Below are 18,920 nucleotides of genomic sequence, written 5' to 3' on the forward strand. Positions count from 1 at the left end.
TGATCCCTTCAGCGCCCCGTGCTGGGGCGCGGATCGGGGCTGACGGTACCGGCGGGATCGTCGCTGGACTGCGCCACGGGGTGCCCGACGGGGTGCAATCTGACGCGCAGGTCCCCGCCGACGTGGCGGACTTCAGCGATGTGGCCACGCCACAACTCGCTGATCGTGGATGCGCCAGCGCCCGCGAGCAACGGGAGCCCGTCATCGCCGCCTGCGAGCGCAGGCGCGAGATACACGACGTATTCGTCGACCAAGCCAGACCGGTGAAACTCCCCCGCGACGTGGGCACCGCCCTCCACCAGCAGCTCGACGACGCCTTCGGCGGCCAGATCCCTCAGCACTCTGGGCAGCGGCCCGCTTACCTCGGTGCAGGGATGCACGTTTGCGCCAGCCGGCGCTAAGCCGAGCACGAAGCGGCGCGGGTTGGTACCCGGTGCATCGCGGACGGTCAGTGACGGGTTGTCTGCACGCACAGTGCGAGCACCCACCAGCACCGCATCGCAGCGTGCGCGCAGCGCGTGGACATCGGCACGGGCTTCGGGCGAGGTGATCCACTGCGATGAACCGTCGGGCGCCCCGATGCGGCCGTCCAGGGTGGCGGCCAGCTTGAGCACGACCCAGGGCCTGCCGGTGCGGCGCTGCTGCAGGTAGGGACCGAGCGAGGCCTTGACATCGCCGAGACCTTCGATGACGTCGATTCCTGCGGACCGGAGCGCAAGCGTCCCCCGGCCTGACACGTGCGGATCGGGGTCGGCGACGCCGATGAAGACGCGGGCGATTCCGGCGTCGATGATCGCTTCAACGCACGGAGGCGTGCGTCCGGTGTGCGAGCAGGGCTCCAACGTCGTGTACAGCGTGGCCCCTGCGGGGTCCGTGCCGGTCTCGCGCGCCGCGTCCAGCGCCACGATCTCGGCGTGTCGTCGCGGAGGCGGCTCGGTGGCCCCGTCAAACACCTCGCCGTTCGCCGTGACGAGCACGGTGCCCACCCACGGATTCGGCGCTGTCGTGCCCCGGACGCTCTCGCCCAGATCGATGGCCACCGCCATCTGCGCAGCGTCAGACTCCGTCGCCGGGTTCACCAAGCTCACCGGCTCGCTGTGGGGAGCCGTGTCATCCGAGCACATCAGTGAAGCCGTTCGCCTGCCAGCAGGGCCAGCGCGTGTGGCAAGACGTCAGCCACTGCCTCGAAGCACTCCACGCATCCCTTGGTGGAGCCGGGCGTGTTCAGCACGATGCTGCGGCCGATGATGCCAGCGACTCCCCGCGACAGACGGCCCAGAGGGTTCACCAGTCGCATGGCCTCGGCAAGGCCCGGTGCTTCGCGCTCGATGACGGCGCGGGTTCCTTCGGGTGTGAGATCTCTCTCGGTGAAGCCGGTGCCGCCGGTCGTGACGATCAGGCCTTCAAACCCACCGGACATGGCCTGCAGCGCCTCGGCCACCGTCTCGATGCCGTCGGCAACCACACGGCGTTCGACCACCTCGTATCCCGCGGCAGCCAACGTCTCGCCGAGCGCTTCGCCGCTGCGGTCCTGCCGAGTGCCAGCGACAACGCCGTCGGAGACCGTCAGCACCTTCGCCGCGAGCCCGTGCGCCGGGTCGGGCTGATCGTGGCCTTGATGATGCCCCGCATGCGATCCGGCCATCGCGGCAGGCTACCGACGGTCCGCAGAGCGTGACGCTGGCGACTAGCGCGCCCCCCGCTTCTCCGACACACCGGGATTGGGACGAGTCGGCCGGGGCGGCGCAGCCGGCTTCCCCGCTTGTGGCTGCTGTACCTTCTTCCGGTTCCGTCGTCTCTTCCTAAACACGGGCTGCATCTCCCAAAGCGATGATGACGCCGACAACTTCTACAGGCAACAGTAACAAGCCTCGGTCGAACCACTTCGACCTGGCGCTCAGCTGCTGACGATTGAAATTGGTCTGGTCACCGAGCCAGAGGGCCAGCTCACGGTGCAGTTCCGGCAAGTCAGGTTGATGCTTGCTCACCCACGGCGTTAAGACCCGCTTCGTAGGCGAGCTTGTATCCGTCAGCGTCCCCGAAAGCCACCATGGACGCAACCTAACTCGGCAGCCCAATCAGCCAGTTAGGAATTTCCGACCACCTGAAACGGTCACTGTGCGCAGCCCGTCACTAACCTGCGGGCATGGCCTATGCGCGCAATCGGACTTACCTCGATGCCGACAGCCACCTCATGGAGCTACCGGACTTTCTGCGGGCACATGCGGACCCAGGCATCCGGGATCGCATCCCCGACATTGACTTCGCCAATGGCGGGCGTCTCACCGACGACATGGAACTCGCAGCGCGAACCCGCGCCCACTCGCCCGAGACCGTCGCGGAGCTGACGGCTCTGGGAGACGACCTGATCGCGGGACCCAAGGGCTACCAGGCACTGGGTGCCTTTAACCCCGCAGAACGCTCCACAGCCTTGGACCTGCTCGGGTTTGCCCGGCAGTTCGTCTTCGCCACCTTCAGCGTCGGCGTGGCGTTCGATCCCCGGACCGATCTCGACGTGCGCTACGGGGCAGCCCGGGCGCACAACCGGGGCATGGCCGAGTTCTGTGCCGGCGACGACCGGCTGATCGGCGTGGCACTGCTGCCGCTGGACGATCCGCAGATGGCGGCAGCTGAAATGGAACACGCGCTCGATCTGGGATTGGGCGCGATGTGGATCCCTCACCGGCCCGCAGGCGGCGCGTCGCCCGGGCACTCAGATCTCGATCCGGTCTGGGCGCAGATGGCCGAGGCGGGCGTGCCATTCGTCTTGCATGTCGGCGGCGATCCGCTGCAGATCCGCCCTGAGTGGATGGACACCGGCCGCCCAGTGCCGACAGATTGGCTCGGCGGCGGCGAGAACGTTCGCGGCAAGGACATGGTTGCCCTCCATCACGCTGCGGAGACCTTCGTCGGCGTGATGGTGCTTGACGGCGTGCTGGCCCGGCACCCGAGCCTGCGTGGCGGCGTCATCGAGCTGGGTGCCGCCTGGGTGCCCCAGATGCTGCGCCGGCTGGATCAGATCGTCGAGATCTGGAAGCGATCCGAGCCGGATCTTGCGGCGCTGGGTGCGGCACCTTCGGCACAGATCACCCGGCAGATGGCGTTCACGCCATACCCGTTCGAGGATGTCGGCGCCATGATCCGCGACTCGAACGAGAACCTCTACCTGTTCTCCAGCGACTACCCGCACATCGAGGGCGGCCGCAATCCCCTCGGGCGGTTCAATTCGTCGTTGGAAGGATTCGACGACCGAGTGCTCGACCGCTTCTTCGCCAACAACATGGCGGATTTGCTCGAAGCCCAGTCCTAGCGAATTCAGCCCTGACACCACTGATGGGTCCATTCGTGGTAACCCCGCGATGAGACCTGCCCCCGACCTGACCCAGAATCGAGACCGCAAATGAACGAAGTCCGTGAAGTCGCCTTTGATCTCGACACTGTCCGCATCGTGCTGCACGTGCTGGCCGTGACGGTGTGGATCGGCGGTCAGATCGTGGTCGGCGCGGTGGTGCCCGTCGTCAGCCGTGCCTACCCGGGCTCCGGCAAGGTCGCTGCGAAAGCCTTCTCGCGGGTGGCGTGGCCGGCGTTCGGCATCGCGGTCGCAACCGGGCTGTGGTCGATGCTCAGTATTCCGAGCGAAGAAACGAGCTCGGGTTGGGCGATGCTGCTCGGCATCAAGATGCTGCTGGTGCTCATCTCCGGTGTCGGCGCGCTGGTGCATCAGAACGCGGGCGACAACGTTGCGAAGCGAGGCATCAGCGCCGGTGTGTCGCTGTTGTTCGGTCTGACAGCGCTGCTGTTCGGCGTGATGCTCTAGCGCCGACGCCACCCCCAGCACCCATCCCACCTGGTCCACCGCCGCAGCGACATGGACATCTTTGTGAGTGTCGACACCGCCGAACGCGCCGCCTGGTCCCTCAGCCATGATGAACACCTGCCTTTCTCGCCAAGAGTGAGCTAGGCACCTCCGGCCGGGACGGCGGACAGGACGGTCAAGGTGGTCTCTCCAAGGCTCCTATGAGGTCGCGTCCGCCCGACCGGTCGGTGCGCGCCAGCAGCCCGGGCACCAAGCCGACAGATCAGCAACAAGGCACCAAGCCCGTCACACCCCGAGTCAGACCCAGGCCCGAACCACTGACCCGAACAGCATGACCGTCACACCCCCTACATACAGTCGTTTTCATGAGGGACGGCGGCGGATCGGGTTCGCGGGGCACGGCAACAAGCGCTGCTGTGCGCGTGGACGCGGTGGACGTATCGGGGCTGTGCGATGCGGGTCTGCGGGCACGGCTGCGCGAGTTGGGCGGGGCAGAGTCCCGGTTGGCGGCGATGAAGGCCGATGTGCTGGGCGAGCTCGCCCGCCGCGGCGGCAACGCAGACGCCGAGCACACCGCCAAGGAAGCCCTGTCGGTGTCGGGGCGCGCCGCCCGCGGCGACGTGAAGGCCGCGGTAGCGCTGGGCGACCTGGAGAAGACACGCGAGGGCCTCGCATCGGGGTCGCTTCCTGTGAGCCACGCACGGCTGATCGCGCGAGCCGCTGGCGACGCTCCGATCGACGAGGCGTTCCTGGCCGAACGCGCCCACCGCGAGGGCTATGACGAATTCCGTCGCACAGTCGCACGCCACGTCGCCGACCAGACCCGCGACGATGGCGCCTCGCTGCTCGAACAGCAGCGACAGCAGCGCTCGGCGCGTGTGTTCACCAGCCGCGACAACGGCATGGTGGTCATCAACGGCCAGTTCGACCCGGTCTCCGGCGCCCGGCTGGCGTCAGTGATCGCCGCCACAGAACGACGCCTCTACCACCACGAAGACCCCAACAACCGGCCCACCGCGGCCCAGCGCACCGCCGACGCGATAGCCAAGCTCATCTGCGAGCCCGACACCGCACGGCCCGCAGGCACGTCGCTGATCGTGGTGGCCGACTACGACACGGTCAACCACCAGCTCGCCAACACACGTTTCGCCGACGGCACCCCGATCCCCATCGGCGAGATCGCCAACATCGCCGTCGACGCCGGCGTGCTGCCCGCAATCTTCAACGACGCCACCGGCGACCTGCGCATGGGACGCCGCCGCCGCACCGCCACCGAACTCCAACGCTGCGCACTCGCACTGCGCGACCAAGGCTGCATCGGCTGTGGCACACACCCCGACCACTGCCGCTCACACCACATCGACGAATGGCAACACGGCGGCCCCACCGACTACGACAACCTCGTGCCGGTCTGCCACGACTGCCACAACGACAAAATCCACCAACAAGGCTTCACCGTCGAACCCCACCACACACGCCCCGGCCGATTCCGGCTCCAACCGCCGGACCAGTCCCCCAGCGAGCACCGGGACCCCGACGAGAACCGGGACCCCGACGAGAACCGGCACCCCAACGAGAACCGGGACCCCAACGAACATCGGGACTCCCCTAGAGCGCCGCCCATGTGATCAGCGGGGGGCGTCTCCGGTCCGACCGCATCGGGGCCCCAACGAACATCGGGACTCCCCTAGAGCGCCGCCCATGTGATCAGCGGGGGGCGTCTCCGGTCCGACGGCATCGAGGTCCCGAAGTGGTAGTTGGGAGGGGCGAGCCGCCCCAATCCAGCACACGAGCAGCTCATCTCCGGCTTGCGGGACTGGACCGGCGGGCGTTACCAGACGGCGTTGGCAGCCTTGAGCTCGAGGACCTGCTCGTCGTCGTAACCGAGTTCCGCGAGGATCTCGTCGGTGTGCTCGCCGTAGTCAGCGGTGGAACCTCGCGCGCCGCGGAACTCATCGACGTCGAATACCGCCGGCGGCCCGATGAATCCGTCGTCAAAGCTCACCAGGTACTCGTTGGCCAGGATGTCGGGGTTGCCCGCAAGGTCCTCAACGCGATTCACCGGAGACACCCATGCCCCGCAGCCCCGGATCGCTCGCCACCAGGCCTCGGTGGTATCAGTCCTCATGTGGGCGGCGAACAGCGGGGTGAATTCGGCACGGTTGGTTACCACGTCCTCGAAGGTCGCGAAACGCGGGTCTTCCAGCCACGACTCGATGCCGACAGCTCTCGCAAGCCCCTCCCAATGCGGTCCTTGCAGCGCAGCGATCGCAATCCAGCCGTCGGCCGTCTCGAAAACGGTGAAGAGCGGGTTCCAAACCTTTGCCGGATCGAAGCGTTCCATGCGCTGTCCTACGTTCGCGGCAACGCCCACGGCCTGGCTGGTCAACCACAGCAGTGCCTGCGTCTGCGATGTCCCCACCACGCAGCCCCGCCCGGTGCGCGCACGTTTGAGCAGCCCGGCCATCACCGCCGAGGCCATGTTGGTGCCGGTCAGGATGTCGCTCAGCGAGCCCGGCGGATACGTCGGCACTTCGGTCGGCGAGATTGCGTCCATGAAACCGGCGTGCGCCATGCCGACCGTGTCCTGGCACAGGTCCTCGGCCAGCTCACCTCGTAGCCCGAACCCGCCGCCCCGGCAATACACCAGCTGCGGGTTGAGCTCTGCCAGCGTGTCAGGGTCGGCGCCGTAGCGGGCGAGGCCGGCGGTCCGCAGATTCGTGATGAACACATCGGCCTCACGGATCAGACGCTCGAAGATCGGGCGTCCCGCCACCGACGAGATGTCGAGCGCCAGCGATCGCTTGTTGCGGTTGAGCGAACTGTAGAGCCATTCCCGGCCCCGGTCGTCGAACGTCACCCCGAACACGCTCGCGAAGCTGCGCATGTAGTCGGCCTGGCCGACTTGCTCGATCTTGACGACATCCGCGCCCAGCGAAGCCAGCGTGAGGCCCCCGTCTGGTCCCTGCACGTACATGGTCATCTCGACAACGCGGAGGCCGGCGAGCGGTGCCTCGGCGGCAGTCTCGTCGTGCATCGATCCTCCAGCCTCCGTCGCCGCCGCGGACCCTAGCGCTGGGCTGGCGGCTCGATCCCGACGCGCAGTGGGGTCGCAGGGCGCCGGGGATCGTGCCGACGGGCGCCATCGAAGCGCACTCGTCGTTCACGCGCTTGACTTGTGCGGACTTGCGAAACCGAAGGGGCGAGCCGATGACCGGATCCGACTACACCTGCTTCGACGTGGAAGTGCGCGACCACATCGCCAGCCTGGTCATGAAGCGCCCCGAGAAGGCCAACTCGATGATCTTGGAGTTCTGGAGGGAGCTGCCCCAGATCACCGACGAGATCTCGTCTGGTACCGACGCCCGAGTCGTCGTGCTGTCAGCGATCGGCAGGCACTTCTGCTCGGGCATGGACCTCGCTGTGTTCGGCGGCTTCGAAGAGCCGGCCAGCGGCGTCGGCGGCGGACACAGCAGCCGGGCACGTGCGCAGTTTCGTAACACCGCACTGCGCGCACAGCAAACCTTCAACGCCTTTGAGCAGAGCCGGCTGCCGGTTATCGCCGCCGTCCAAGGTGCGTGCGTCGGCGGCGGAGTCGACATGGTCTCGGCCTGCGATCTTCGCTACGCCACACAGGACGCGTTCTTCTCGATCCAGGAGATCAACATCGGCATGACCGCGGATGTGGGAACGCTTCAGCGCATGCCCAAGCTGGTACCCGAGGGCGTTGTGCGCGAGCTGGCCTATACCGGCCGCCGTATGGGCGCGCAAGAAGCACTCGACCGCGGCTTTGTGAACGCTGTGTACGACGACCACGCTTCGATGATGGAAGCGGTCGACGACATTGCTGCCCAGATTGCCGCGAAGAGCCCGATGGCAATCTGGGGCACGAAGCAGTCGATGAACTACAGCCGCGATCACTCGGTCGCCGACGGCCTGGAGTACATCGCCACGTGGAACGCCGCGATGTTCGACACCGACGACATGGGCGAAGCCTTCCGGGCCCAGATGGATCGCCGTGAACCTGACTTCCCCGATCACCGTCCCCTGGGCAAAGGTTTCGGCGCCTGACAAGGCGCGTCGGAGATACAGCACCTGACACGGTGCACAGGAGATACATCGCATGAGCAAGCTCTCACTCGTCCCCCTCGAATGCGGCTGGCTGTCCACCGCGACCGCCTCGGTGATCGCGGATGCGCCCGGCGAGGTGCGGCTGCCCATCCCGAGCTGGCTGGTGCGCCATTCCAGCGGTCAGACGCTGGTGTTCGACACCGGCATGCACCCACAGGTGCAGGACGGCGTAGGTACCCGCTACCCATTGATGGCAAAGGCCTTCACGGCCGACTACTCGGCGGGCGAGGAGGTCTCGTCCCGGCTGGAGGGGGTCGAAGTCGATCCGGCCGGGTTGACGTTCGTGATCTTCAGTCACCTGCATTTCGACCATTGCGGCGGCACGGAACTGCTGCCGAATGCACGGCTGATCTGCCAGCGGGCCGAGTGGGAGGCCGGACATCACCCCAAGCTCATCGAGCACGAGGTGTACAAGCCCTCCGACTTCGACCTGGGCCACGACGTGCTGCTCATCGACGGCCAGCACGATGTGTTCGGCGACGGCTCGGTGACGTGCATCCCGACACCGGGACACACGGCGGGTCACCAGTCACTGCGGGTGGAGCTGGACAGCGGTCCGGTGGTGCTGACCGGCGACTGCGTCTACTGGGAAGACGTGCTCGACCGGATGCTGCTCCCGCCGTTCGGCTTCAACCACGACATGCAGCTGGAATCAATGCGGCGGCTGAAGTCGATGCGCGACGACGAGGGGTGCCGGCTGCTCTACGGGCACGACGACACCCAGTGGGCGACGCTGCCCCACGAGGGGCTCGGGCTGACCTAGCTCGCTGACGTAGCTCGCTGACTTAGCTCAGCGGTTCGACGCGGTAGAAGCGGCGAGCGGTACCGGCGAAGAGGTCGGCGCGTTCTGAGGGCGTGTAGCCGGCCTGATCGCAGATGCGCTGGAAGGCGTTGAACAGCACCGTGTACGAGCAGCCCTGCTTGTCTACTGGGAAGTTGCTCTCGAACATGCAGCGGTCGGGGCCGAAGGTCTCGATTGCGTGTCGGATGTCGTCGCTCCAGGTTGCTGCGACGTGCTCCGAGGAAGGTGCCTGAGGGAGTCGCTTGAAGCCCACGCCATAGATGCTCATGCCAATGCCACCCACCTTGACGGTGACCTGAGGGTGCCTGGCAAGCGCTTCGAGCGCTGGCCGCACGACGGCGCGCACCTCATCACGGCGGTCGGTGTAGGGGCCGATGCCCAGCGGGCCGCCGAGGTGGTCGAGCACGACGGGTGTATCGGGCACAGCATGAGCGAGGTCGACGAGTTCGGTCACTTGCGGATGGTACATCCAGCCATCGAAGCTGAATCCCATCCGGCCCAGCGTGGCGAATCCGGCCCGGAAATCCGGAGCTCCGAGCAGGCCGGGCGGGGCCTTGGTGTGTTCTTCGCGAATCTGGTCGCTTGCGTCCCAGCCGCTGGCGTGACGGATGCCCCGAAACAGGCCCTCGCCGGCCTCGTCGTGCGCCGCCAGCACTTCCTCGACGGCGTTGCCGAGCGTCAGGTCGGCGAAGCTGACGATCGCCGAGATCGTCGCACCTTCGGCCTCGGCAGATATTGCGGCCTGCTCACGCACAAACTCGGTCTCGCCCACCGGTCGCATGTGGGAGGGACCGCTGGTGTAGTAACCGGCAGTGCATTCCACGAAGACCGTCTGGGTGACGTTGTGGCCCGCGCCGGTGTCGGCGTGCAGTTCAGGCACGAGGTACGTGCCCGCCGCGAAGTCCCAGAGGTGATGGTGCGGGTCAACGATCTCGGTGTCGGGATCGATGGGCTGCTCGACGGTGGCTGCCAGCCATGCGTCCTTGTCGATTGCTGGGTCGTCGGCCACTGCTGTTTCCCCTGTGTCGTAGCGAACGGGCTGCGCGCGGCACTGTAGGCGGCGACGGCCCGCCGGGCAGCCGGCCTCAGATCTCACGATCCCAGGACTCGGTGGGTTCGAGCCCGTCGGGTGTGAGCTGCCACAGCGACGGCGTGGCCACGCCGTCAGCAATGTCGAGATATCCGACGGTGCCGAGTTGGGCGCTGAGGTTGCGAGGGAACGTCGGTGATCCGGGATTCACGCACAGCACGCCAGACAGCGTGTCGATGCGGTGAACGTGCGTGTCGCCGTACACGCACACGTCGAGTTGCTCGCCGCCGAAGTGCCGCTCGATGGCATCGGCCACGGTGTAGAAGGACAGCTCCGGCACGGGCAGGTGGTGGGTGAGGCCGACCCGCACGCCGCCGAAGGTGTGCGCCCACGCGTTTGCCAGCAACCGATGGTCAGGCTGGATGTCGCGGCCCGACGAGCCGTCGTCGCCGTTGCCCCGAGCGGCCCAGGTCGGTGCGATCTCGTTGAGCCGGTCGACGACCGAGATGTCGTAGATGTCGCCGGCGTGCAGGATGGCGTCGCACCCCTCCATGGCTGCATAGGCCTCGGGCCAGAGCTCTGGCGCAGCCTCGGGGATGTGAGTGTCCGAGATCAGCCCGATCCGCATCTGGTCACGCTAGGCGCGAGGTCAGCCGAAGCGGGTGCCAGGTGGCAGGCGGGCGCCGTTCAGCCATGCCTGGGCCTCGGTCGCTGCGCGGCCAGCGGGCTGGACGATGCTCAAGCGCACGAGCCCGTGACCAGCGACGACGGCGTCACCGGCCAGCGCGCCAGGTGGCGCATCATGCTTGCCCGGCACCGAGGTGCCGGCGCGGATGATGAAGCGCTGGCCTTCGAGGGTGGTCCATGCGCCACCCACCCGGATCTGGCGATCAATGTGGGTTGCGGGCTGAGACCAATCGATCTCTCGGTCGGCAGGGCTGAGCATTCGGGCGTACGTGGGCTCGCCTTGCTGCGTCTCGGGTGCGCCGAGACCGTCGTTGAGGGAGGTCACGAGACGCTCGGCACCCTCGTGGGCGAGGCGGCTGCGAAGGCTGGCGGCGGTGTCGGTTGAGCTGATCGAAACTTCATGGCGCCAGTAGACGGGACCGGTATCCAGCGTTTCTTCCAACGCCATCAAACAGATGCCGGTGACTTCGTCGCCGGCGAGGAGTGCACGCTCCACCGGCGCTGCGCCACGCCAGCGCGGCAACAGCGAGAAGTGCAGGTTGAGCATCGGGACCTGAGACAGCACGTCAGCGCCGATTAGCCGGCCATAGGCGACGACCACCGCGCAGTCGGCATCACAGGCTGCAAGATCAGCTGGGTCGTAGCTGATCGAGAGGCCTCGCTCTTCCGCTGCAGCGGCAACGGGGCTCGGAGTGTCATGCCCGCGTCGGCTGCGCCGGCGTAGCGCGCCCGTCACAACGAGGGGAATGTCGAAGCCGGCCTCAGCAAGCGCCCCCAATGCGGGCACGGCGTCATTCGGGGTGCCGGCGAACGCGACGCGGCGGGGCCGGTTCGGGGGCAGTGGCAGAGTCGGCAATGGATGTGTCATGAGTCCTTCGGGCACCTCATCCCCACCGGCACATCCCGACTTTGCGCAAAAATGCCGCCACAGACGGCAAATCTGCACAAAGAAGGCGCGACGCAGCCCCCGAATGCTCAGCCCGCCGCGCTGTTGCGGCCGACGAGAGGGACTGGGCCGCTCGCAGCGGGGCCCGGGGCGCCCGACTGCAGCTGTGCCAGCTTGGAGCGCCACTCTCGCAGGGCGTCCTTGCGCTCGGCCTTGTTGAGGTGGTCGATGAGCAGCACGCCGTCGAGGTGGTCGAGCTCGTGCTGGAACAGGCGTGCCGGCAGGTCGTCGGCCTCGATGCTGACCTCGTTGCCGTCGAGATCCAAACCCACGAGATGCACCTCTTTGGGGCGGACGATGTCGTAGGTCAGGCCCGGCACGGACAGGCATCCTTCGGTATAGGTCCACTCGCCGTCGCTCTCGACAATCTCGGGGTTGATGAGGGTCTGGGGGCCGTCGCCCTCGTAGAGGTCGAACACGAACAGACGGCGTTGGATGCCCACTTGGGGAGCGGCGAGACCGATCCCCTCGGCCTCGTACATGACAGGCAGCAAGTCGTCGACCATGCGCGCGACGCGGCCGTTGATCTCAGTGATCTCGGCAGCCCGCTGACGCAGCACCGGATCGCCCATCAGCCGGATCTCGAAGGTGCCTCCCATGGCTTTCGGAGGCTACCGGCGCGCCCGCGCGCCGACCGGCGGAGCGTTCGGCGAGCTGAATCAGGCACGCAGCGGGTCGACGGCGACCCGCAGCCGTCCCGAAGGCCGTTCGGCGGCTGCCAGCGCGTGCAGCAATGCGTCGCGGTCGTCGCTGCGAATCCTCCAGGTGCCCTCGGCCGGCCCGGCGATGTCGAGTGCGCTGGCGCGATCGTCGGCTGACAGGAGGTCGATGTAGGTGCTGGCTGCTGCGCCCGACACCAGCGCCCAGGCGGCAGCCGGCGGCTGGCGCATTTGGGATCGACGCTCGACTTCGGCACGGATCCAGTCGCCCGGATCGGCCTCGACAGCCGCCAACAGGGCGGGATGGGCGGGCAGGCGGGTCTGCACCACAATGCGGCCTCCACCAGTGCGCGGTCCCACCAGCCGCGCTGCGCGTACAAGCAGCGCGAAGGCCTCCTCGGCGGCCCGGTAACGAGGCGCTGTCAGCTCCTGATCGAAGTCCAGGAAGGCCACTGCATCTGCTGATGGAACCCGGTGCAGAACTGCTTCGGTGCCGATGTAGAGCGCTGGCCCATCGGCTAGCTGCGGCGAGGGCGCCCGCCGGTGCCTGTGGGTTGAGTCGGCCGTCGAGCCGAGAGCTGCGTCAGCAGCTGCTGCGCTCTCGCCGACGACTTGGATCACGGGGCGTCGGGCCAGACGCTCCATCTCCTCCGCAACGCCCTTCACGCCGACACGAGCACGCCGGAACCTGATGGCTCCGCAGGATTCGCAGACCGCCGGGCGCACCTCGCCGCTGCCGGGATCGACAAACTGCTGCTTCTCCAGGCGCAGAGGCCGGCCGGTGTGCTCCGAACACGCCAGGTCGCCGCACGATGCGCAGTATGCGAGGCGAGTCCGCCCCGTGCGGTTCAGCACGCAGACCACGGTGCTATCGGTTCGCAGCAACGCGGCCAGGGCCTCCCCGCACCACTCCCCTGCAGTCGGGTCGTCCTGTCGCCGGTCGGCAATCTGCACCCGGGGCCAGGCTCCGCGCTCGGTCGGTCGTGGTGCGGTGATGAGCACCGGGGCGTCCGTGGTACCGGGCCGGCGGGCCCCCACCAGTGCATCTGGTGACGGCATCGGTCCGACGAGCAGGCACCGGGCACCGTCGCGGCGGGCACGCTCGACGGCGATGTCACGGGCGTTCCAAGTGGGAGCGGCTTCGGACTGGTAGGCCTCGTCGTGCTCGTCGAGCACGATCACAGTCTCCAGGGGGCCGCACGGTGCCCAAGCCGCAGTCCGGGTTCCCACCACCGCCTGCGCCACGGTCGCGCCTGCCCAGTCACGAGGAGCCAGCGCAGTTGAGACGCCGGCTTGTCGCAGCCGCCCTGCCAATCGCGCCGCCCATGCCACGGTGGGCACCAACACCAGCGACGGACCGCGCCGCACTGCCGCCGCGACGAGCGGCCATTCGTCGGCGCACGGTCCCAGACGCACGACTGCCGGCGCTTTCCGGTCGGACGCGAGTGCGGCTGCGACCCAGTCCGGGGCATCAGCCGAAACAGAGGTCTGGGCGCCCTCGCGACCCCTCGAGACGTCTGACGGCAGGCCCGCTACGACCCGATCGGCACTGGCGATGCGCAGGAAATGAGCCCGAGTGCCCGCCCAGCGCCATGCGGCCCAACTCGCCAGATCGACGATGTGCGGCGGCGGCCCCACTCCAACGACACCGCTGATCGGCACCAATTCCCGGCCGCTGGGCACCGGTGCTTCGAGCCCGGTCACCCAGCCCCGCAGGCGGCGACGGTTGAGCACCACCCTTACAACGGTGCCCACGGTGACGGGCACCCGACCCGAGGCGAGCTCCGGCGGCAGCAGGTAGGTGAACTCGCGGTCGATGGCCGGCTCGTCGACCAGCACTTGGACCGCGTGGCGCATCGTCGCAGTCTGCCCCGCGCCGCCCGCACAGCGAGCGCCGATTGCGCGATGCCGCAGACCCGGCTGGATCTGCCTGTCCTGCTCGAAGGCGCCGTCGCGCCCGATCTCCTAGAGGCCCAGCGCTGAGGCGAGGTCGTCGACCCGGTCGAGACGCTCCCAGGGGAACGACACGCCGTCGGATTCCCGGCCGAAATGGCCGTATGCGGCTGTGGCCTTGTAGATCGGTTGGCGCAGATTGAGGTCGGTCAGCAGGGCAGCGGGACGCAGGTCGAACACTTCGGCCACCGCCGACGCGATGGCGTCTGGGTCGACGTGGGATGTCCCGAAGGTCTCCACCAGCAACGACACCGGCTCGGCCCGGCCGATGGCGTACGCCACCTGGATCTCGCACCGGTCGGCAGCGTCGGCGGCGACCACGTTCTTTGCAACCCAGCGAGCGCCGTACGCCGCTGAACGGTCCACCTTGGAGGGGTCCTTGCCGCTGAATGCACCCCCGCCGTGACGGGCGTATCCGCCATAAGTGTCGACGATGATCTTGCGTCCCGTGAGGCCCGCATCGGCGACCGGTCCGCCGCTGACGAAGCTGCCCGAAGGGTTCACCAGCAGCTCAAAATCGTCGTCGGCGAACGCTGCCGGCAGCGTGGGGCCGATGACGTGCTCGAGCACGTCCGGGCGCATCATCCCGTCGATCTCGATCCCGTCCCGGTGCTGGGCGGAGACGACGACAGTGCGGAGCGCGATCGGCTCACCATCGCGGTACTCGAAGCTCACCTGCGTCTTGCCGTCAGGGCGCAGGTAGGGGATGCGGCCCGACCTGCGAGCTTCGGTGAGCTGCTCGGCCATTCGGTGAGCGACATAGATCGGCAGCGGCATGAACGCCTCGGTTTCCCGGCAGGCGTAGCCGAACATCATCCCCTGGTCACCGGCCCCCTGTTCAGGAATGACGTCCAACGTCGCGGCAGCTTCAGTACTTCCGAAGACGCCCTCGGTGATCTCGCTCGACTGCTCGTCAAGGGCGATCATGACGCCGCAGGTGTTGCCGTCGAAACCAAGCTCACCGTGGTCGTAGCCGATACCGATGATGGTGTCTCGCACCACCCGCGGGATGTCGATGTACGCCTTGGTGGACACTTCTCCTGCCACCACAACCAGACCGGTCGTGACCAGTGTCTCGACGGCCACCCGAGCGTGCCGGTCCTCGGCAATCAGTGAGTCCAGGATGGCGTCCGAGATCTGATCGGCCATCTTGTCGGGATGGCCCTCGGTCACCGATTCTGAGGTGAATGTCCACTGGCTCACCGTGGCTCCAGATTCGATCGTGATTGGCCAGATCGTGATTGGCCAGCCGTGTAGGCCCGTCGGAGCTGCTGATTGCAGCAGCGCGGCAAGGCTAGACGGCCTGAGCCGAAACCCAGCAGACGGTCAGCGGCGAAGCTCGGCGACAGCGTCGAGCACGGCGTCGGCCACCTCGCGCTTCGAGCACAGAGGCAGCGGTCGCACGGTGCCGTCGGCCAGCAGGATGGTCACGATGTTGGTGTCGTGTGCGAAGCCCGCGCCCGCGGCCGAGACGTCGTTCGCGACCATCACGTCGAGGTTCTTGCGCGCCAGCTTCTGTGCTGCGTTGTCGAGCACATCCGCCGTCTCGGCGGCGAAACCGACGAGTACCTGGCCCGGGGGCTTGCTGGCCCCGAGCCCGGCGAGGATGTCCGCTGTGTGCTCGAGTGCGATCACCGGCGGCGCACCGCTGTCGCGTGCGTCGCCCTTCTTGATCTTCTGAGGGGCGACTTCTGCGGGCCGGAAGTCGGCCACTGCAGCCGCCATGAGGATGACCTCGGCGTCAGCGTGTGCACGCACAGCAGCTTCCATCTCGGCTGCTGATTCGACCCGTACCTCCCGGATGCCTTCAGGAGAGGGCAGCGCGGCACTGGTTACCAAGGTGACGTCGGCTCCTCGGTCCCTCGCCGCGGTGGCGATGGCGTAGCCCTGCTTGCCTGACGAACGGTTGCCGATGAAGCGAACCGGATCGATGGGTTCGCGGGTGCCTCCCGCCGTCACCGTCACGTTGACGCCTGCGAAGTCCCGGCGCGCCACCAATGGCTGGCGCACCTCGGCTGAGTCCGGTTGTGCCCCAAGCACTGCGCCGACGGCGTCGAAGATCGTGGCCGGCTCGGCGAGGCGGCCTGTGCCGACATCGCCGCCGGCGAGCCGGCCCGCTTCAGGCACCACAATGTGCACGCCCCGGCCGGTGAGCACAGCGAGGTTGTGCTGCACGGCGTCGTGTTCCCACATCTCGGTGTGCATGGCGGGGCAAACGACCACGGGGGCACGCGTCGCGAGCAGCGTTGCGGTGAGCAAGCCGTCGGAGATACCGGCTGCGTAGCTGCCGATGACCCGTGCCGTGGCGGGCGCCACGACGATGACGTCCGCTGTCTGGCCCAGCGTCGTATGCGGGATCGGATCGTCTTCACCGAAGATCGACGTGCGAGCACGCTCGCTGGCGAGCGCATCGAACGTGGCCCGGCCCACGAATCGCTGCGCTGCGGCCGTCATCACCGGTATGACGTGAGCGCCGGCGTCCATCATCAGCCTGCAGAGGATCACGGCCTTGTACGCGGCGATGCCGCCGCTGACTCCGAGCACCACGCGGCGCCCGGCGAACGGCGACTGTGCCCGAGCAGAGTCGGGATTGAGGCGATCGGCAGAGTCCGTCACTGCCGCGCAAGGGTACGCCCCGCTGTCAATTCTCGACAGCAAACCCCGACAGGGCTGGGTTGTGGTCCGTGGCGCTAGGCCTCGAGGTCGGGAACCACCTCGAGCATGGCAGCATCAGCCTCGGCTGCAGCGAGCGCTTCGGCTTCCAGCCGTGCCCGCTCTTCGGGATCGAAGCGCTCGAAGGTGATCTTGTCGGCCTCGATCTCCTCGAACGCGATCGACAGCGGCTTGCGAGCGACCGAAGCCACCTGCGGCGGCACGACCGAGCCGATGCCGCCGTCGAGCTGGTTGTAGTACGAGTTGATCTGCCGAGACCGCATGGCCGCAAGGCTCACGAGGGTGAACTTCGAGTCGACCTTGGAGAGCAGGTCCTCGAGTCCCGGGGTGATCATGGTGTCGGTTGACTCAGTCATCGCAGAATGCAGGCTACCGAGGACCCAGCCCAGCGCCATGGTGCCTGCAGGCGCCGTGTGGTGGTTCAAGGCATCGGAGCCCTCGCACGAGCCGGCTCAAGCTCGAGCACTTGGCGGGCGGCGGGAGCGTGTGCGGTCCACGAACGCGGCGATCTCGCCCACGGTGCTGGAGATGTCCCGGTTCACCACGATGAGGTCGGCCATCCGGTAGCCCACGGGCAGCTCCTCGTCGGCCTTGGCGAGCCGGCGTGCTACCTCGGCGTCCGGGTCCCCTCGCCGGCGCATGCGCCGTTCCTGCTCGGCTCGGCTGGGCGGAAGCACCATGATCACCAGCGCAGACGGATCGCGATTGCGCACCGAGACAGCGCCCTGCACGTCGATCTCCAGCACCAGATCCCTTTCGAGGCCGGGCGGCGGCATCGGGGTGCCGTAGCGATACTCGAAGAAGTCGGCCCATTCCAGGAATCCTCCCGAAGCGATCCGGGCCTCGAATTCGGTTGCCGTCACGAAGGTGTACGCCTCGGCTGGCTCCCCGACGCGGCGAGGACGGGTCGTCCAGGATCGGCTCAGCAGGAGGGTCGGATCCCGCGCCACCAGCTCAGCCACGATCGTGCCTTTGCCGGCCCCGCCCGGCCCGCACACCACGTAGAGCGTCACGCCCCAAGGCGCGGCCGGGCTCGCAGCGCCACTGGGCGCCGGGTTGGTCATGCGACTGTATTCACGCGCCTGGGGCGGAATCCTGTGCGAAGTGCTCGCTCAAACGGCGCCGCTGCGTACCGCCGAGACCTCGCAGTCGCCGATTGTCGGCGATGCCTATCTCGGCCATCAGGCGACGGGCCTTGACCTTGCCGAGACCCGGCATCGACTCCAAGGCAGCAAGTGCCTTGAGCTTGCCGACGTTCTCGACAGTGTCGGCTTCGGCCAGCAACTCGTCGAAGGTGAGCAAGCCCATCTTCAACCGGTGCTTGACGTTTGCGCGGACCTCGCGGGCCTCCTTGGCCTTGGCCAGCGCCTCGGCACGCTGCTCGTCACTGAGTTCAGGCAGCGGACTCATTGTCGTGCAGTGTAGCTACGCCGCCCATAGGGCTTAGGGACACTGGGTTGGCGGGCGTTGCCGATCAAGCGCGGGCAACCTCCGCGGCTACCTCGGCAACGATTGCTGCAGCCGCAGCCTGCGGATCGGGTGCCGCGGTTACCGCACGTCCGATGACGAGCAGATCGGCACCGGCAGCCAGTGCCGCTGCCGGGGTGGCAACCCGGCGCTGATCTGCTGCCGACACGCCGCTGGGTCGTATTCCGGGCACGACGCGTAGCAGGTCCGGCGCCGCCGCCGACACCGTTGGGAGATCTGACGCGGCGCAGACAAGTCCGCCACAGCCGGAATCGCGGGCCAGCACAGCACGTTGCGCCAGCACCTCTGGCGTGGCTTCGGCGTCCGAAGTAAGGACAGTGACGCCGAGAGCAACGGGTGCGACCCTCGGCATCGATGAGCTGCTCGACATCTCAGCGCCTTCAGCCAGTCCGCGTGCTCCTGCAGCCAGCACGTCCGGCCCGCCCTGGGTGTGCACGGTGAGCAGCCAGATACCCAGCGCACCGGCACGCCGTGCAGCCCGCTCCACCGTGTTCGGGATGTCGTGCAGCTTGAGGTCCAAGAACACCCGGCAGCCTGTCGCCACGATGTCTCTCACGAGCGAGGGACCCTCTGCGACGAACAGCTCGAGGCCGACCTTCATGACGCCGAAGTCGGCTCCGAAGCGTTCCACCAGCGCCAGCGCCGCTGCCCGATCCTGCACGTCCAGTGCCAGTGCCAGCCGGTCTCGGGCTGCACCGCTGCGGAGCGTTGCGGCCGATCCGGAAGTGGTCATC

Annotated in this window: 19 protein-coding genes; 5 read left to right on the top strand and 14 right to left on the bottom strand. The window is 67.6% G+C overall.

Annotation, left to right across the window (positions count from 1 at the left end):
• Window positions 1-8: 8 nt before the first annotated feature.
• Both ribD and ACOQPH_RS08935 read right to left on the bottom strand, forming a co-directional pair.
• A complete protein-coding gene (ribD, locus tag ACOQPH_RS08930; RefSeq protein WP_420624272.1) occupies window positions 9-1,124 on the bottom strand; it encodes a bifunctional diaminohydroxyphosphoribosylaminopyrimidine deaminase/5-amino-6-(5-phosphoribosylamino)uracil reductase RibD in 1,116 nt (371 codons plus the stop codon).
• Window positions 1,124-1,645, bottom strand: coding sequence for a MogA/MoaB family molybdenum cofactor biosynthesis protein (locus ACOQPH_RS08935; RefSeq protein WP_420624273.1), 522 nt, complete (start codon window positions 1,643-1,645; stop codon window positions 1,124-1,126). Before ACOQPH_RS08935 ends, ribD begins: the two co-directional genes overlap by 1 nt.
• 501 nt (window positions 1,646-2,146) lie before the next feature.
• Between ACOQPH_RS08935 and ACOQPH_RS08940 the strand changes: the two genes are divergently transcribed.
• From ACOQPH_RS08940 to ACOQPH_RS08950, 3 genes are all read left to right on the top strand, one after another.
• The gene (locus ACOQPH_RS08940) at window positions 2,147-3,310 is read left to right on the top strand and encodes an amidohydrolase family protein (RefSeq protein ID WP_420624274.1); all 1,164 of its coding nucleotides are present in this window, start codon (window positions 2,147-2,149) and stop codon (window positions 3,308-3,310) included.
• 90 nt (window positions 3,311-3,400) lie between these two features.
• On the top strand, window positions 3,401-3,817 hold the full coding sequence (locus tag ACOQPH_RS08945; protein ID WP_419553728.1) for a hypothetical protein: 417 nt from the start codon (window positions 3,401-3,403) through the stop codon (window positions 3,815-3,817).
• Between the two features lie 365 nt (window positions 3,818-4,182).
• Window positions 4,183-5,445: an HNH endonuclease signature motif containing protein gene (locus ACOQPH_RS08950; RefSeq protein ID WP_420624275.1), complete on the top strand. Its 1,263-nt coding sequence runs from the start codon at window positions 4,183-4,185 to the stop codon at window positions 5,443-5,445.
• A gap of 203 nt (window positions 5,446-5,648) precedes the next feature.
• Here ACOQPH_RS08950 and ACOQPH_RS08955 read toward each other — a convergent pair whose 3' ends face one another.
• Entirely contained in the window at window positions 5,649-6,854 is a 1,206-nt protein-coding gene (locus tag ACOQPH_RS08955) for a CaiB/BaiF CoA transferase family protein (RefSeq protein WP_420624276.1), read from the bottom strand.
• Between the two features lie 173 nt (window positions 6,855-7,027).
• Between ACOQPH_RS08955 and ACOQPH_RS08960 the strand changes: the two genes are divergently transcribed.
• Window positions 7,028-7,888 carry a crotonase/enoyl-CoA hydratase family protein gene (locus ACOQPH_RS08960; protein WP_420624277.1) on the top strand — a complete coding sequence of 287 codons (861 nt, stop codon included), beginning with the start codon at window positions 7,028-7,030 and terminating at the stop codon, window positions 7,886-7,888.
• A 52-nt stretch (window positions 7,889-7,940) separates the two neighbouring features.
• A complete protein-coding gene (locus tag ACOQPH_RS08965) occupies window positions 7,941-8,711 on the top strand; it encodes an N-acyl homoserine lactonase family protein (protein ID WP_420624278.1) in 771 nt (256 codons plus the stop codon).
• Between the two features lie 22 nt (window positions 8,712-8,733).
• On the opposite strand, the gene ACOQPH_RS08970 is transcribed toward ACOQPH_RS08965, so the two are convergent.
• The 11 genes from ACOQPH_RS08970 to pyrF all read right to left on the bottom strand — a co-directional run bounded on the left by ACOQPH_RS08970 (window position 8,734) and on the right by pyrF (window position 18,919).
• Complete coding sequence (locus ACOQPH_RS08970) at window positions 8,734-9,759, bottom strand: amidohydrolase family protein (protein ID WP_420624279.1); 1,026 nt, start codon at window positions 9,757-9,759, stop codon at window positions 8,734-8,736.
• 76 nt (window positions 9,760-9,835) lie between these two features.
• A complete protein-coding gene (locus tag ACOQPH_RS08975) occupies window positions 9,836-10,408 on the bottom strand; it encodes a YfcE family phosphodiesterase (RefSeq protein WP_419553743.1) in 573 nt (190 codons plus the stop codon).
• A gap of 21 nt (window positions 10,409-10,429) precedes the next feature.
• Window positions 10,430-11,335 (bottom strand): methionyl-tRNA formyltransferase, encoded by a 906-nt coding sequence (locus ACOQPH_RS08980; protein ID WP_420624280.1) that lies wholly within the window; start codon window positions 11,333-11,335, stop codon window positions 10,430-10,432.
• A 107-nt stretch (window positions 11,336-11,442) separates the two neighbouring features.
• Window positions 11,443-12,012 carry a peptide deformylase gene (gene def / locus ACOQPH_RS08985; RefSeq protein ID WP_419553745.1) on the bottom strand — a complete coding sequence of 190 codons (570 nt, stop codon included), beginning with the start codon at window positions 12,010-12,012 and terminating at the stop codon, window positions 11,443-11,445.
• Window positions 12,013-12,072: 60 nt separating this feature from the next.
• A complete protein-coding gene (locus ACOQPH_RS08990) occupies window positions 12,073-13,929 on the bottom strand; it encodes a hypothetical protein (protein ID WP_420624281.1) in 1,857 nt (618 codons plus the stop codon).
• A 108-nt stretch (window positions 13,930-14,037) separates the two neighbouring features.
• The gene (metK, locus tag ACOQPH_RS08995) at window positions 14,038-15,228 is read right to left on the bottom strand and encodes a methionine adenosyltransferase (RefSeq protein WP_420624282.1); all 1,191 of its coding nucleotides are present in this window, start codon (window positions 15,226-15,228) and stop codon (window positions 14,038-14,040) included.
• A gap of 123 nt (window positions 15,229-15,351) precedes the next feature.
• Window positions 15,352-16,641, bottom strand: a complete 1,290-nt coding sequence (gene coaBC, locus ACOQPH_RS09000; protein WP_420624283.1) for a bifunctional phosphopantothenoylcysteine decarboxylase/phosphopantothenate--cysteine ligase CoaBC — start codon at window positions 16,639-16,641, stop codon at window positions 15,352-15,354.
• 74 nt (window positions 16,642-16,715) lie between these two features.
• Entirely contained in the window at window positions 16,716-17,054 is a 339-nt protein-coding gene (gene rpoZ / locus ACOQPH_RS09005; protein ID WP_419553752.1) for a DNA-directed RNA polymerase subunit omega, read from the bottom strand.
• A gap of 96 nt (window positions 17,055-17,150) precedes the next feature.
• Window positions 17,151-17,762: a guanylate kinase gene (locus tag ACOQPH_RS09010; protein WP_420624284.1), complete on the bottom strand. Its 612-nt coding sequence runs from the start codon at window positions 17,760-17,762 to the stop codon at window positions 17,151-17,153.
• Window positions 17,763-17,772: 10 nt separating this feature from the next.
• Window positions 17,773-18,108, bottom strand: a complete 336-nt coding sequence (mihF, locus tag ACOQPH_RS09015; protein WP_420624285.1) for an integration host factor, actinobacterial type — start codon at window positions 18,106-18,108, stop codon at window positions 17,773-17,775.
• Window positions 18,109-18,172: 64 nt separating this feature from the next.
• Window positions 18,173-18,919 (bottom strand): orotidine-5'-phosphate decarboxylase, encoded by a 747-nt coding sequence (gene pyrF, locus ACOQPH_RS09020; RefSeq protein ID WP_420624286.1) that lies wholly within the window; start codon window positions 18,917-18,919, stop codon window positions 18,173-18,175.
• Between the last annotated feature and the right edge of the window lies 1 nt (window position 18,920).

The sequence above is a fragment of the Candidatus Poriferisodalis sp. genome (assembly GCF_965221945.1).
In the GTDB taxonomy this organism is placed as follows: Bacteria; Actinomycetota; Acidimicrobiia; order Acidimicrobiales; family Poriferisodalaceae; genus Poriferisodalis.